Consider the following 15041-nt stretch of genomic DNA (forward strand, 5'->3'; position numbering starts at 1 on the left):
TCCCAACTATCGGCTTAATACGTTCACCCACTTCTGGGTAGCGTTTTCCAGTAATCCGTAAATCTCTTCAAAGGCCTCACGGCTTTTTCTGTACGGATCCGCAATTTCTTTCTGATTGAGCCAGTGCCCAAGCAGCATGGTTTTGCCACGCGCGGCCGGGTCGATGCGATTCACCTGTTCAATATGTCGCTTTTCCATCACCAGAATCAGGTCAACGTTGCGGCACATCTCTGCCGTCAACTGTTGCGCCTCATGTCCTTCCAGCGACAGACCCTGCGCAGCAGCGACTTCAGACGCCGTCTTGTCGGCCGGGTGGCCGACCAGCGCCCCCAGGCCGGCAGAGCGAACGTCTAAATCAGGCAGCGCACGTTTAAACAGGCGCTCTCCGGTAGGAGAGCGGCAGATGTTGCCAACGCAAACGACTAACACGGACTTAATCATGACGGGACCTTAATTACCCCAGGTACGGATACGCGATGCGGCCTGTGTTGCATCGTTGATACCTGCGATGGTCGGTATCAACTGTCCAATCACACGGTTCCAGCGCGTCAGCGGCGTAGAGGTGACATAAACGATGTCGTAAGGCTGGAGCTGGAAATCGGTTCCCATCACCATGGATGCCGCATCTTTGGTGTTCAACTGATAGATGTTGGCAATCTTGTTGCGATCGGTGCCGTGCAGTGGACGGATAACGAATACACCGGTGGCGTCAGAGGTGGTTTGATCCATCCCGGCCGCATTGCCCAGTGCTTCCGCCAGCGTCATGCCGCTACGGTCCATTTTCAGGGTAGTCTGCTGCTTCACTTCACCCATCACGAAGATTTTCAGATCATCGTTACGCGGAACGTAAAGGATATCGCCTGGATAGAGGAGGTGGTTCTGGCTCAGGTCACCATTCTGCATCAGTGCCTGCAGAGAGATGCGCTGTTCACGACCGTTGTGCGTCAGCACCACGTTGCGCCAGTCAGCATCAGCGGCCAGGCCGCCAGCGGCGTTGATCGCATCCAGCACCGTCAATGGAACGTTGGTGATGGGCTGCTGACCAGAAGTGGTCACTGAACCCGTCACATAGGTTTTCTGTGATTTGAACGAGGCGATGCTGACATCAACCTGTGGGCTTTCAATGTACTGAGCCAGACGACGTGACACTTCGTCACGTACTTCGCCGACGGTACGGCCCGCTACACGCACACGACCGATGTAGGGATAGAAAATGGTGCCGTCAGAATGCACCCAGTTACCGGTGTCGCTGGCGCTACGGTACTGACCCGCTGGGGTGGTCAGTTCCGGGTGATCCCAGACCGTTACGGTCAGGACATCGCCCACACCGATACGGTATTCGTAGTTCTGAATTTCGTTCTGCAGGGCAGGATTCGTCTGAGCCACCAGTGGCTTCGGACGCATCCTTTCAACCAGTGAAGGCGTTAACGGGAAGACGTTGACATATTTATCGATGTCAAAGTTGCTATCCTGCTGTTCAACAACATCTTTTCCTGATGTAGAAAGGTGAGAACCTGGTTCGATCGTACACCCGCTAAGGAATGTGGCGGATACCAGCAAGGGTATCAATTTCATTTTGATTGTAATCATTTAGATCTTCGCTATCAGTTATTTATTGATAGAGGCGAAACCGCCGCTGTGTAAGCGTCCAACAAAAAGTAAATCCTACCTGACTTAAGCACTGAACCTGTCGTTCATTATCCTTGCTCCACTTGTTATAAGTAGCGGCCATCTACCAGGGTGTACCCTGAACGCCACGCATCATAGCGGACTATGGATGCACAGCGATATCCCTGATGATGGCCACTATCAACGACACGCCTGACAACGGCAAAACACCTCTGAGCGCGCATTAACGCGCTCATTCCGACTCACGATTAATAGGCACCATCGCGTTTCAACACCACGCCCACTGTTTTAAACAGAATCGCGATGTCGTTCCACAGTGACCAGTTTTTCACGTACCACGAGTCGAAATAGACGCGGGTTTCATAGTCAACATCATTACGACCGCTGACCTGCCACAATCCCGTCATGCCTGGCTTTGCCATCAGGTAATAATCAACATCACCGGCATAACGACAGAGTTCATCTTCAATGACCGGACGCGGTCCGACCAGACTCATATCACCGCGCACCACGTTCCAGAGCTGAGGGAGCTCATCGAGGCTTGTTTTACGGATGAAGTGGCCCACTTTAGTAATACGTGGATCATTTTTGAGTTTGAAATCTTTATCCCATTCCGCACGGGCAATCGGATCAGTGCGCAGCACCTCTTCCAGCACTTCTTTTGAATTAATGACCATCGAGCGGAATTTCAGACATTTGAATTTACGGCCATTCATTCCCACACGCTCGTGACCATAAATCGGTGGTCCACCGTCACGACCCACCAGGAAGCCCAGTACCAGCAGCGCTGGCATCAGCATCAGGATAATCGAGAGCGCACCCACGATATCGAATGCCCGTTTCAGGAAGCGCGACGTGCGTTTAGCCAGGTTGTTCTGAACCCGCAGGATCATCACTTCATGGCTGAAGATATAGGCCATGTCGGTACCGTAGAGCGGTACACCACGCAGGGTTGGGATCACTGACACTGAACGGCAGTTGTGCATCGCCAGCGATTTAAGCCAGACATCACGGTACTGACTCTGCTCATACTCAACCGCGACGATAAACTGCGTTTCGCTGTTGGTGAGGCTCCAGAGCTCCTGCTCGTCGCGCAGCACCGGCACGCCATTCATGATCTCCTGCGGACAGGTTCCATCAACGTCATAGAAGGCGATAACGTCAAAACCCATGACCTCTTCGCTTTGCAGCGCCTGCCAGGCTTCGTGCGCATTTTTGCTGCTGCCGATAATAATGGTCTGTTTTTTCCACAAGCCATTTTTATTCAGCAGACGTTTAGAAAGCGCGCGGCAGGTCGGAATTAAAATCAGCGCCAGGATCCAGGTCAGTAACCAGACGAAACGCGACATCTGCCACTGCGACAGGGCGGTAATCGACAGGTCGATAACAGAAAATATAAGAATGGTACGAAAAACTTCTTTTAATTCGAACCAGAAAGGTTTGCGGTAAGTGTAGTGACGCAGCCTTACCCAGAACCAGCCAATACAAATTACCGACAGACAAATGTGTGTGGCAATTTTTAAATTCATTTCTTTTTCAGAAATATCTGCCAGCGGCGAATCTGACTGCAAATTAATTAGCATCATCGCCAAAAAGAACGCTGCGTTGAAACAAATTAAGTCTGAACATGCCAGCATTAATTTGGTAATAAGACTTTTAAACGTAAATTCTGTATCGCGCATATTTAACTCTTTATTTTATTTCCTTAAACCCGCAACGGCTATCGCCTGTTTAATCATTAAGCGACGAAACCTCTCCAGAGTGAGCCGTTTCTAAGGGGAGCTCCTGCGGCGTTTACGCCAATGATCTTAACCATGAAACCAATAATATCGTGATGAATACCAACAGATTACTCTGACTTAACCACCGCCAGCGCTGCTCACTTTATCAACAAAAACGCGATTCGGGCACGCTACCGCCCTTGGCTGTCGCTGCCAATATCGCTGTCATCATTCATAATGCTCCCCGTAATGTGTTAGCGTTACCGCAACGCATCATACAGACGTTCACAGGCGAATTACTCATTCGTGACATTGCGATTAATGTCGAATAGGTACGCAGATTACGACTCTGGGGCAGAGTTTGCTAACTTGTTGCTATACTAGTTATTACTGGCTTGTTTACAAGCAGGTCCCGCCATCCCTGGACTATTTTAGGAAAAAGACTACCAGCAATTAGTATTGAGGCCTGACGGGCAGTGCAATCCTTTCTTCACAATTCGGATTAATGCCATACTCCCGATGAGATAAATCGCATAAGCCCGACAGGTGAATATCTCTTTCCTGTCAGCCAATGACTAAGAATTATCTCTACTGCGCCCTGTGAAGTTAATCAAAGCGTCACACTATTATGTTCATATTTTGCACGATATAGCGCGGTTATCTGAGAACATGCCCCCTGCCCTGCCATTTGTACGTGGCTTCGCACTCCACTATCATCAGAGAAAACTCAATTTAAGACATTCAGGTGAACAACGCATGCTGGAGGTAATTGCAGATCCCTCGCTATGGGCGGGATTAGTAACGCTAATCGTTCTGGAACTGGTTTTAGGCATCGACAATCTGATCTTCATCGCCATCCTGGTGGAGAAGCTTCCAGGGCCGCTTCGCGACCGCGCGCGCGTGATTGGACTGCTGCTGGCGTTATTGTGCCGATTATTGCTGCTGGCATCGCTTTCCTGGCTGGTTACGCTGAAAGAACCCTGGATTACGCTTATGGGCCATCCCTTCAGTGCGCGCGATTTACTGCTGCTGACAGGCGGGATTTTCCTGCTATTTAAAGCCACCACAGAGTTGAATGAGCGTCTTGAAGGGGATGATGAGGCGTCCGGTCAACAAAAAGGCGGCGCTAAATTCTGGCCGGTGGTGGCGCAAATCGTGGTGCTGGATGCCATCTTCTCGCTGGATGCGGTGATTACTGCCGTCGGCATGGTTAATGACTTACCGGTCATGATGATTGCGGTCACCATCGCCATTCTGCTGATGCTGCTCGCCAGCAAGCCGTTAACCCGCTTCGTGAACAACCATCCGACGATTGTGATCCTCTGCTTAAGCTTTCTGCTGATGATCGGCTTCAGCCTGGTGGCAGAAGGCTTTGGCTTTGTGATCCCCAAAGGCTACCTCTATGCGGCAATCGGCTTCTCGGTGGTCATTGAGGCACTGAACCAGCTGGCGCACTTTAATCGTCGTCGGGTGCTGTCGGCCGGTCGTCCGCTACGCCAGCGCACGGCGGAAGCGGTGTTACGGCTGCTGCGCGGCGCGGCAGAACCGGCGGAACTGGATGCGAAAACTTCGTCACTGATTGCTGACAGCGATGACAGCATGCTGTTTAACCGGCAGGAACGGGTGATGATTGCCCGCGTACTGGGCATGGGTCAGCGCCACATTAACAGCATCATGACCTCTCGCCACGACGTCGAACATATCGATCTCAGTGATGATCCGGCAGAGATTATGTCGCGCCTCGACCGCAACCAGCACACGCGAATACTGATTACGGATCACTCCAGCGAACCGCTGGGCGTGGTTCACGTTATCGATCTGCTGCACCAGTCACTGCACCACAATTCCCTGGATTTACGCGCCCTGATTCGACAGCCGCTGGTCTTTCCTGAGCGGCTGACGGTGCTGCAGGCGCTTGAACAGTTTCGTCAGGCCCATACTCACTTCGCCTTTGTGGTTGATGAGTTTGGTTCGGTGGAAGGCGTGGTGACGCTGAGCGATGTAATGGAGACCATCGCCGGCAATCTGCCGAATGAGGCGGGTGAAATCGATGCTCGCTACGATATTCAGATTCAGGATGAAGGTCACTGGATTGCTAACGGTCATATGCCGCTGGAAGATCTGGCGCTCTATGTGAAATTGCCGCTCGATGAGCAGGGTGACTATCATACGCTGGCGGGATTACTGATGGATAAGCTGCAACACATCCCTCAGGAAGGCGAAGTGTTGCAACTGGGTGACTATCTGCTGCGAACGCTGCAGGTCGAAAATCATCGGGTGCAGAAAGTCGAGATCCTGCTGCAGCCCGATATCAGTTACGAGGTCTGAGTGGTTAGCTGGCAGAAGGGAATGCGCCCGCTACGGGCGCATGATTTTCTTCAGGTTCTCTTTGTTCTCGCCCTCTTTCTGGCGATCGATCCACTGATTCAGCCGTGATTTCGCCTCACTCTGCAGCCGGTTACGCAGAACGTCATCCACCGGCAGAGAGTATTGCAGGCTGTCCCAGCGACCATACATGCGCAGCGGAACCGGCTGACTGGAGAGCGCCTTCACCAGCGCATCATCGCCACGCCAGCCGCTGATTTTCAGCCCCAGGGTCATATCCAGCTGTTGCTGCACCATGTCAACTTTGCCCGCACCCTGCAGGCCCAGACTCTGGCCGTTGCCATTGATATCGCTGAAGCTGAGTACGCCCTTATTCAGCGCCACCTGTGCGCTAATCGACTCAATCCCCTCATCCACCGCCTGATCGCTGCTGACCTTATCGCTGACCCGCGCCACGGCACGCTGCACCATCTGCTGCAGATTCAGCTCTGCCAGCTTCAGGTTGCTGGCGCTGATGGTCGCCCTGCCCTGCCAGCGACGTTTGGCTGCTTCGACCGTCAGCGTATCGCCCGACAGGTCGCCATCCAGACTCAGGTTCCCCTGCACACTTTCCGGCAGTTCAAACGCTTTAAGCAGCGGCTGAATCGCAATTAAACGGAGTTGGGGTTTAAGGCTGACCCGCGTCTCTGGCTGACGGATATCGATACTGCCGGGAATGGAGAAGCTGCCATTGCCCAGCTTGCCGCTGAGCGTCTTCAGCGTCATCACTCCCTGCTGATTGCTGGCGTTCACCGAAAGACTGGTCAGAGAGAGTCCGCGCCATACCGCATTGTCAGCCTGTAACTTCAGCGCCAGATCCAGATCATTCAGCGGAGAGTCGGCGTTGCTGCGTTCCCGCGGCGCAGCTATTACCGGCGAACGGGCCACGGTGGCGTGCTGCACGCCAGGTGCGTCAGAGACGGGCGCACTGGTGAGTAAATTATCGACGTTAAGGTTGCTGGCTTTCAGATCCAGCGCCAGCTGCTGCGGCGCAATATGGCCACTGCCCTGCCCGGTCAGGGTGCTGTCATTGGCGGTGAGCTGCAGATTACTGAAGGAGAGCTGCTGGCGGTCGCCATCCCACTCGCCCTGCAGGCTCAGCGAGCCTTTGATCCCCTGTGCCGGAATATCGGCGCCGGACAAGGTGTAATCAAGCTGCTGCAACTGGCCGCTGAGGCGATGGGGATATTGCGCGGCATCCAGCTGGCCTTTGAGATTCAGTGTGGCGTTGCGCTGGTTGCGCATCAGCGTGGTGCTCAGCGACAGGGTCGCCAGCTTGTTCGCGTCCTGTTCCATATTAATGTTGAGGTCGCGAAAATTATATTCGTCGCCGCCTGGCTGCTGCCAGATCAACAGACTGTCTGCTACCCGCAGTTTAGCGATATCAAATGACCAGCCGCTGGAAGGCGAAGCCGGCTCCGCATCACGCGGACCCTGGGGCGCATTTCTGGCACGCTGCGCGCGGCTATCTGGCGTCACCCGCACTATCGCATTTTTCAGCATCACCTGGCTGACGCTGAGCTGATGGGATAACAGTGGCCAGAGATCAACATCCAGCCGCATGTTTTCCGCCGAGACCATTGGCTGGCTGGCACCCGGCGCGGTCAGGCTCATCCGGCCGGCCAGAATGCTGAGCTGAGGCCAGACGTGCCAGCGCAGATCGCTGCTGACCTCAAGGCGATAACCACTGCGTTGTTCGACCTGCTGCACCATATAGGCACGAAAGTCGTTGGGATTGACCAGCAGCACCAGCGCGCTCATTCCCGTTACGACCACCACTAACAGGATGGCCAGCGTGGTTATCACTCTTTTCATTACATCCTCAGATCAGTCTTTGTCGATACGGCTGGCATCAGCGCCCTGCTGACCGCGATATTTCGCATCTTCACGCCGGTTGTAGGGACGCGCAGCCGGGCCTGAAAGCGGTTCAAAACTCAGCGCGCCGATCAACATGCCGGGACGCAGAGCCAGCGGCAGTTTACCTGAATTGTAGAACTCCAGCACGATACGGCCCTGCCAGCCAGGATCGATGCGGTGAGCCGTAACGTGTACCATTAACCCAAGTCGCGCCAGCGATGAACGGCCATCCAGCCAGCCGACCAGATCGTCAGGCAGCGTCACGGACTCCAGCGTCACCGCCAGCGCCAGCTCTCCCGGATGAAGGAAAAAGGCTTCGCCATCAGGCAACACGATCTCATCGCTCATGACCCGATCCAGTGCCGCGCTCACTTCCTGTTTCGGGCCGCTCAGATCGATAAAGGCCGCGGTATGACCGCTGAAGGTGCGGAACTGATTACCCAGACGCACATCGACGGTCGCCCCGTTAATGCGCTCGACCGGCGGGCGTGGCTCAATGGCCAGTTTGCCATTGTCCAGCCAGGCTTCAATATCGCGATCGCATAATCTCATTGCGGTAACTCCATGGCATAAGTGTAGCAAACCGGCATGCGTGCCTGCCGCCGGTCTGCACCACGTCCGGACGGACGTGCGTTATTCAAAAAACTGGTTGATTTTCGCCTTGAGGATATCGATGGCGATACGGTTTTTTCCGCCGCGCGGCACAATGATATCGGCGTACTGTTTTGATGGCTCGATAAACTGCAGGAACATCGGACGCACGGTCTTCTGATACTGACTCATTACCGAATCCATTGAGCGGCCACGCTCATTGACGTCACGTTTCATACGACGCATCAGACAGATGTCGAGCGGCGTGTCCACGAAGATAGAGAAGTTGAGTTCCTGGCGCAGACGGGCATCGGTTAACAGCAGAATGCCTTCAAGGATAATGACCTTTTTTGCGCTCAGATGATGCGTTTGCTGGGTGCGGGTGTGCTCAACGTAGCTGTAGACCGGCAGCTCAATATCCTGACCGGCTTTGACCGCCTGCAGATGCTGCAACAGCAAATCATGATCCATCGCGCTCGGATGGTCATAATTGGTTTTAACCCTCTCTTCCATGGTGAGGTGACTTTGATCTTTGTAATAAGCATCTTCCGGGATGACCCCGATGTGCTCGCCACCTACCTGATCACGGATTTCACGATAGAGCGTGCTGGCAATTAAACTTTTACCGGATGCGGAAGCGCCGGCAATGCCTACAATCACGCACTGATGAGACTTGTCAGTCATACTTTTTTAAGACCTGATAACTGGAGCCTGCCACTGGTCACACATTACGCGGGCAGCGGACGGGCCGAAATGGAGAGGGTGTGTTCGCGCTAAGTATAGGGATTTCGGCCTTTTGATGCCAGAGAAATGGCGTCGGCGACTTTTCAGACTTTCTCCTTTGGACGCCACTCATTTCACCGATAAACTAGCGGCACACCATACTATAAAAAAAATGGCCTGCGCGGCGCGCTGTTCAGACAACGCGTGTCGCTAACGTGACGACCGAAGATGCATCAGGAGTGGTATGCACTGGAAGACTTTGACCTATTTTGGCGACAGCATGCTGTTGATTCCAACAGCCGTGATTATTGCGCTGATTTTGCCGTGGAAGAGTGATAATCGTCATACGGTCTTTTACTGGATTGTGGCATTCGGCCTGGCTGGCCTGACCGTCAGCATCTCTAAAATTCTGTTTCTGGGGTTTGGCATCGGCAGCGCCCGCTTTAATTTTACCGGTTTCAGCGGCCACAGCGCCATGTCCGCCACGCTGTGGCCGGTCATGCTATGGCTGATTTCCGGGCGCTGGTCCGCGATGTGGCGCATTGCGGCGATTGGGGTTGGCTATCTGATTCCCCTGATGGTCGGTTTCTCCCGCCTGGTCATCCACGCACACTCAAAAAGTGAGGTGGTCACCGGGCTGCTGCTGGGCTTCACGCTGAGCACGGCGTTTCTGATCTCCCAGCGTCGCACCTCGCTCAAAGGCTTCAGCTGGCCCCAGGTCGGTGCTGCGCTGTTAGTGCCGTTTGTATTGATGAGTCACGGTCGTGTCGCCACCACGCAGCAGTTCCTGGAGCGTTTCGCCGCCAGCCTTGCGGGCATGGAGAAACCCTATACCCGCGCCGATCTTTTCCGCCAGTAATCAACGTGCTGGCAATCAATCTTAGCGTGCCCGTCAATTCGCCGAATAACGGGCAATATTGATTTCACCCCTTTTTTCTTTGCCGGATGTGCTAGCATGCAGTGAGAGAATGACTGGTGCCTGATACGCCATTGTGGAGCGCTGCACCCTGCCGGAAGTCCGCATGACGATAGAGATCCTGTCCCCGCAAAATAGCACGCCAAACCGCTGGCTCTCGGCGCTGCTCCTTGGCTGCGTGGTGTTTGTCCTGACACTCTTCTGTCTGGAACTGATCGTCGTCAGCGGCAAAATCTCCCCGCTCTGGTTTCCGACTACGTTAATGACCGTCGTGGTTTTCCGCTGCCCGTCACGCCAGCTCCCGCTGCTGCTGACAGCCTGCGTGCTTGGCACCGCCGGGGCTAACGCCATCATCATCGGGCCTGCCCTCTCGAACATTAAATTCGCCCTGCTCAATCTTATCCAGGCCGGTGTGGGTGGCATGCTGCTGCGCGCCCTGCTGGATCGGCGCGCGCCGCTGGATTCACTGCATGACTGGGCACGGATGGTACTGTCGGTGGGCATCGTGACGCCGGTGCTCGGCGGCCTGCTGGCACTCTGGACGCTACAGGTCAGCGGCCACGCCTCGTTTCCCTTCTTTTATACCTGGGTGATCTCCGAAATCATCGGCATGCTGGTGTTAGGCCCGATGCTGTTACTTCTGCCGTGGCCGCTGCGTCGCACGGGGTTCAGCAATCTGCGCCTGGCCGAAGCTCTGCTGACGCTTCTTCTCACCCTCGGGGCCAGTTATCTGGCGCTGCGCTTTTTGCCGTGGCCCTTTACCTTTATCGTGGTGATCCTCTTCTGGTGCGCGGTCCGCCTGCCCAAGCTGCAGGCGTTCGTGCTGTTCTTCCTGAACGCCAGTTTTATCTCGATACTGCTCGCCTTTGATCTGGTCAGCGTGGTGAACAACAACAGCGCGCTGGGCCCGGTCTCCAGCTGGCTGCCGTTCCTGCTGGTGCTAATCCCCAGTCACATTATGTCGCTGGTGATGGATGCGTTCCGGCGCGAAAAGCTCCATATCACTGACAGTGAAACCCGCTTCCGTCACGCCATGGAGTACTCCGCCATCGGGATGGCGCTGGTGGCGCCCCACGGCAGCTGGTTGCAGGTCAACCGCTCGTTGTGCCAGATCCTGGGCTATCCGGCTGAGGAGCTGAAACGGCTGACTTTTCAGCAGATCACCCATCCCGACGATCTCAGCCTGGATTTGCAACAGGTGAGCCGACTGCTGGCGGGTGAGATTGATACCTACACCCTGGAAAAGCGTTATTTCCGCAAAGATGGTGAGATTGTCTGGGCGCGGCTGACGGTATCGCTGGTGCGCGACAGCAGCTATGCCCCGCTCTACTTTATTGCGCAGATTATCGATATCTCTGAGCTGAAGCAGAGTGAACAGGTGAATCGCCGGCTGATGGAGCGTATTACGCTGGCCAACGAAGCGGGTGGCATCGGCGTATGGGAGTGGAACCTGCTGACCGGCGAGATGTTATGGGACAAGCGCATGTACGCGCTGTTTGGTCTTGCCCCGCATGAGTCGCCCAGCTACGACCTCTGGATCCATCTGCTGCATCCCGCCGATCGCGAGTATGCCGCACTGACGGTGCAACAGGCGATTGAGCTTCGCAGCGCGTTTCACATGGAGTACCGCGTGGTCGATGACCAGGGACATCGCTGGGTGCGCACTCAGGCCAACCGGCTGCTGAGTAAAGAAGGCCGCATTGAGCGCATGCTGGGCATCTGTCAGGACATCACGCCGCTACGCAATCTTAATGAGGCGCTGTTTCAGGAGAAAGAGCGCATGGCGATCACCCTGGATTCGATCGGCGAAGCGGTCATCAGCACCGATAAAGAGATGCGCGTTGCCTTTATGAACCCGGTGGCGGAGAAAATGAGTGGCTGGTCGCAGGAGCAGGCCGCCGGTCAGCCGCTGAGTGAGCTGCTGCATATCACGCAGGGACGTAACGGCCCTGAGGTAGAGAGTTTGCTGTTATGCCAGCTGCCGCCGGAAAAAGTCACCCCCGGTCTCGCTGAAGATCTGGTGCTGCATACCCCGGACGGCGGCCATATCGATATTCACTACAGCATCACGCCGCTGCGTTCGGAAGCGGGTCTGGAACAGGGGGCGGTGATGGTCATTCAGGATGTGAGTGAGTCACGCAAACTGATGAAGCGCCTGAGCTACAGCGCGCTGCATGACACCCTGACCCGTCTGCCTAACCGCGCCAGCTTCGAACTTCAGCTTAAACGTCTGCTGTTTGATGCCGCTGAACATCAGCATCAGCATGTGCTGGTGTTTATCGACCTTGATAAGTTTAAAGCGGTCAATGACAGCGCCGGGCATGCTGCAGGCGATGCGTTACTGCGCGAACTCTCCGATCTGATGCAGCACCCTTTGCGCAGTAGCGATTTCCTTGCGCGACTGGGCGGTGATGAGTTTGCACTACTGATGCCCGATTGCGATATCGCACAGGCTCATGATGTGGTGCAGCGCATTGTCGCCGCGGTAAATGATTACCGGTTCCAGTGGCTGGGACGCCTCTATCAGGTCGGTGCCAGCGCGGGCGTGACGCAGATTTCAGCAGAAAACTGTCAGAGCAGCGACGTGCTTTCGCAGGCGGACATCGCCTGTTACAACGCCAAACGCAGCGGGCGTGGACGGCTGGTGGTCTACGAACAGCATCGCTTACCGCTGTCGGGCAACCATCAGGGCATGGATGCGGCGATGATTGATGCGCTGCAGATCGCACTGCCCGCCTGGGCCGTTGCCCCGCCAAAAACGCCGCAGGCTGCCTTTATCTGGCTGCTTGAAGTGCAGCTGTTAACCGCTGACGGGTTGCTGCTGGATGAGACACTGTTACGCAATAACCTGCCTGATGAAACGCTGCGTCGCCGGCTGGATAACAATATTCTTGAGGCTTTTTTCCGCCACGACGTGCAGCGGCTCAATAACAAAGGCATTCCGGTGATTCTGCCGCTTAATGCCCAGGTGCTGAGTGATGCCGCCTTTGTGCAGCAACTCTGTCAGCGCTTTGTCGCCGCCGGACTCTCCAGCAGCGGCTGTGGTTTTGCTTTCCCTGCCGCCAGTGTGCTGAGCCAGGGCGATCAGCTCTATGCCGCGCTGCTGCAACTGCGGCAGTGCGGCTGCCGCATCGTATTGCAGCATTTTGGCCGTAATCTGGATGCTTTCAATCTGCTGAGTGACGAGGTGGTCGATTATCTGGTGCTGGCACCTGAACTGGTTGCCAACGTTCACAATAATCTGATGGATGAGATGCTGCTGACCATCATTCAGGGCCAGGCAACACAGCGCAATATCTCGGTGCTGGCCGGTCCGGTTTCGGTACCGGCCCTGCTCAGCACCCTGGCTAACCTTGATGTTAATGGCGTCTGGGGCAGTGCCGTGGCGGAGCGCCAGCCGTTGCGTTCACTGGCTGAAGATCACATCTTCGCTATTCGTTAATTCCGGCGCTGCCCGCTTGCCACCCTGCTGAAGCTGCGCTAAAGTCGCCCCCTTTTTTCCGGCATGGGGGCGAAAATGTTCATAGGATTCGATTACGGCACGGCTAACTGCTCTATTGCAGTCAGCGAAAATGGCACGCCACGTCTGTTAACGCTGGAAAATGATCAGCGCCTGCTGCCGTCGATGATCTGTGCGCCGACCCGCGAGTCGATCAGCGAATGGCTCTATCGTCATCATCAGGTCGCGACACCTGACAGCGAAACCACGGCGCTGCTGCAGCGCGCGCTGCGATATAACCGCGAAGAAGATATCGATGTCCAGCCCAATAGCGTGCAGTTTGGCCTCACCGCGCTGCAGCATTATATGGTCGATCCCGAAGATGTCTGGTTCGTTAAATCCCCCAAATCGTTCCTCGGTGCTACTGGCCTGAAGCCACAGCAGATTGCCCTGTTTGAAGATCTGGTCTGCGCCATGATGCTGCACATCCGCAAGCAGGGTGAAAGCCAGCTTGATCAGGTTATCGATCAGGCGGTGATCGGACGCCCGGTCAACTTCCAGGGTTTAGGCAGTGAAGAGTCTAACCAGCAGGCTGAAGGTATTTTGCTGCGCGCCGCCCACCGCGCCGGTTTCCGCGACGTGGAGTTTCAGTTCGAACCGGTGGCGGCCGGACTCGATTTCGAAGCCACGCTACAGCAGGAGACGCGGGTACTGGTGGTGGATATTGGCGGTGGTACTACCGACTGCTCAATGTTGCTGATGGGGCCGAAGTGGCGTGATAAAGCTGACCGCCGTGAAAGTCTGCTGGGCCACAGCGGTTGCCGCGTCGGCGGTAACGACCTGGACATCATGCTGACGTTTAAGACCCTGATGCCGCTACTCGGTCTGGGCGGTAACACCCAGAAAGGCACCGCCCTGCCTGCGCTGCCGTGGTGGAATGCGATCGCCATCAATGATGTGCCGGCACAAAGTGACTTTTACAGTCCCGCCTGCGGAAAGTGGCTGCGGGATTTAGTGCGTGATGCGGAACAGGGTGACGTAGTGGCTCGCCTGCTGAAAGTGTGGCAGCAGAAGCTCAGTTATCGCCTGGTGCGCGCAGCGGAAGAGAGCAAGATTGCGCTGTCAGCCAGCCCGGCGCATACCGCTTCCCTGGACTTTATTGCCGCAGCATTAGAGACAGAGATTGGCGTGGATCAGCTGCAGGACGCCATCAGTCAGCCGCTGGAGAAAATTCTGGAACAGGTGCAGCTGGCATTAGCCACCAGCCAGATTAAGCCTGATGTGATTTACCTGACCGGCGGCAGTGCGCGTTCGCCGTTGCTGCGCGCGGCGCTGCAGCAGACGCTGCCGGATACACCGATTGCGGGCGGCGATGATTTCGCCTCCGTCACCGCAGGGCTGGCCCGCTGGGCGGAAGTGATGTTCCGCTAGGCTTGCACTGCAATAACAAAGACGGCACCTGAGGGTGTAATGCCAGTCAGTTAAGCGACAGGTGATAACGCAGTCTGGTGCCGGGCCCCGGCCTGCTCTGAAGCTTGAGTGCATGTTGTCAGAAAGGGCACGAGAGTGGAGGCCTGAGCGCCTCTGCTGCTGAAAGGGCTATCCGCAGCGCTGAGGCGTGACGCCGGGCCAGAAGTCCACGCCGGGAAGCGTGGAGAGTTCGGGGCCGGCCAGGGAGGGCCGATCCCCGAACGGTTCGTCGGCACGACGTCAAAGCCGAAGGTACCGCGTGAGCGGCGCGAGGACGGCCCGGCAGGAGAAGAGGTGCGCAGGCCCGCACTGCGGCTCGCCCGCACGGAAG

The 15041-nt window shown here is 55.7% G+C and carries 10 protein-coding genes; 4 read left to right on the forward strand and 6 right to left on the reverse strand.

The genetic code is table 11. From position 1 onward, the window contains the following. Positions 1-6 precede the first annotated feature (6 nt). The 3 genes from AFL22_RS02105 to wbaP form a co-directional block, all read right to left on the reverse strand. Positions 7-441, reverse strand: coding sequence for a protein-tyrosine-phosphatase (locus AFL22_RS02105; protein WP_010248142.1), 435 nt, complete (start codon positions 439-441; stop codon positions 7-9). Between the two features lie 9 nt (positions 442-450). Next, positions 451-1590: a polysaccharide export protein gene (locus tag AFL22_RS02110; protein ID WP_010248145.1), complete on the reverse strand. Its 1140-nt coding sequence runs from the start codon at positions 1588-1590 to the stop codon at positions 451-453. A gap of 287 nt (positions 1591-1877) precedes the next feature. Further along, positions 1878-3311, reverse strand: coding sequence for an undecaprenyl-phosphate galactose phosphotransferase WbaP (gene wbaP, locus AFL22_RS02115; RefSeq protein ID WP_010248148.1), 1434 nt, complete (start codon positions 3309-3311; stop codon positions 1878-1880). 795 nt (positions 3312-4106) lie between these two features. On the opposite strand from wbaP, the gene AFL22_RS02120 reads away from it, so the two are divergent. Further along, complete coding sequence (locus AFL22_RS02120) at positions 4107-5678, forward strand: TerC family protein (protein WP_010248151.1); 1572 nt, start codon at positions 4107-4109, stop codon at positions 5676-5678. A 30-nt stretch (positions 5679-5708) separates the two neighbouring features. On the opposite strand, the gene asmA is transcribed toward AFL22_RS02120, so the two are convergent. The 3 genes from asmA to udk all read right to left on the reverse strand — a co-directional run bounded on the left by asmA (position 5709) and on the right by udk (position 8846). Continuing rightward, positions 5709-7529, reverse strand: a complete 1821-nt coding sequence (asmA, locus tag AFL22_RS02125) for an outer membrane assembly protein AsmA (RefSeq protein ID WP_052270685.1) — start codon at positions 7527-7529, stop codon at positions 5709-5711. A gap of 12 nt (positions 7530-7541) precedes the next feature. Further along, positions 7542-8123, reverse strand: coding sequence for a dCTP deaminase (gene dcd / locus AFL22_RS02130; protein ID WP_004571280.1), 582 nt, complete (start codon positions 8121-8123; stop codon positions 7542-7544). Positions 8124-8204: 81 nt separating this feature from the next. Continuing rightward, positions 8205-8846, reverse strand: coding sequence for a uridine kinase (gene udk / locus AFL22_RS02135; RefSeq protein ID WP_010670982.1), 642 nt, complete (start codon positions 8844-8846; stop codon positions 8205-8207). A 283-nt stretch (positions 8847-9129) separates the two neighbouring features. Here udk and AFL22_RS02140 point away from each other — a divergent pair, with 283 nt between their 5' ends. From AFL22_RS02140 to yegD, 3 genes are all read left to right on the forward strand, one after another. Beyond that, complete coding sequence (locus tag AFL22_RS02140; RefSeq protein WP_010248160.1) at positions 9130-9744, forward strand: phosphatase PAP2 family protein; 615 nt, start codon at positions 9130-9132, stop codon at positions 9742-9744. Positions 9745-9907: 163 nt separating this feature from the next. After that, positions 9908-13243, forward strand: a complete 3336-nt coding sequence (locus tag AFL22_RS02145; RefSeq protein WP_052270686.1) for a diguanylate cyclase — start codon at positions 9908-9910, stop codon at positions 13241-13243. 75 nt (positions 13244-13318) lie between these two features. Continuing rightward, positions 13319-14671, forward strand: coding sequence for a molecular chaperone (yegD, locus tag AFL22_RS02150; RefSeq protein ID WP_033788265.1), 1353 nt, complete (start codon positions 13319-13321; stop codon positions 14669-14671). Positions 14672-15041 lie beyond the last annotated feature (370 nt).

It is taken from the genome of Pantoea sp. CFSAN033090 (assembly GCF_001264395.1).
GTDB lineage: Bacteria > Pseudomonadota > Gammaproteobacteria > Enterobacterales > Enterobacteriaceae > Pantoea > Pantoea agglomerans.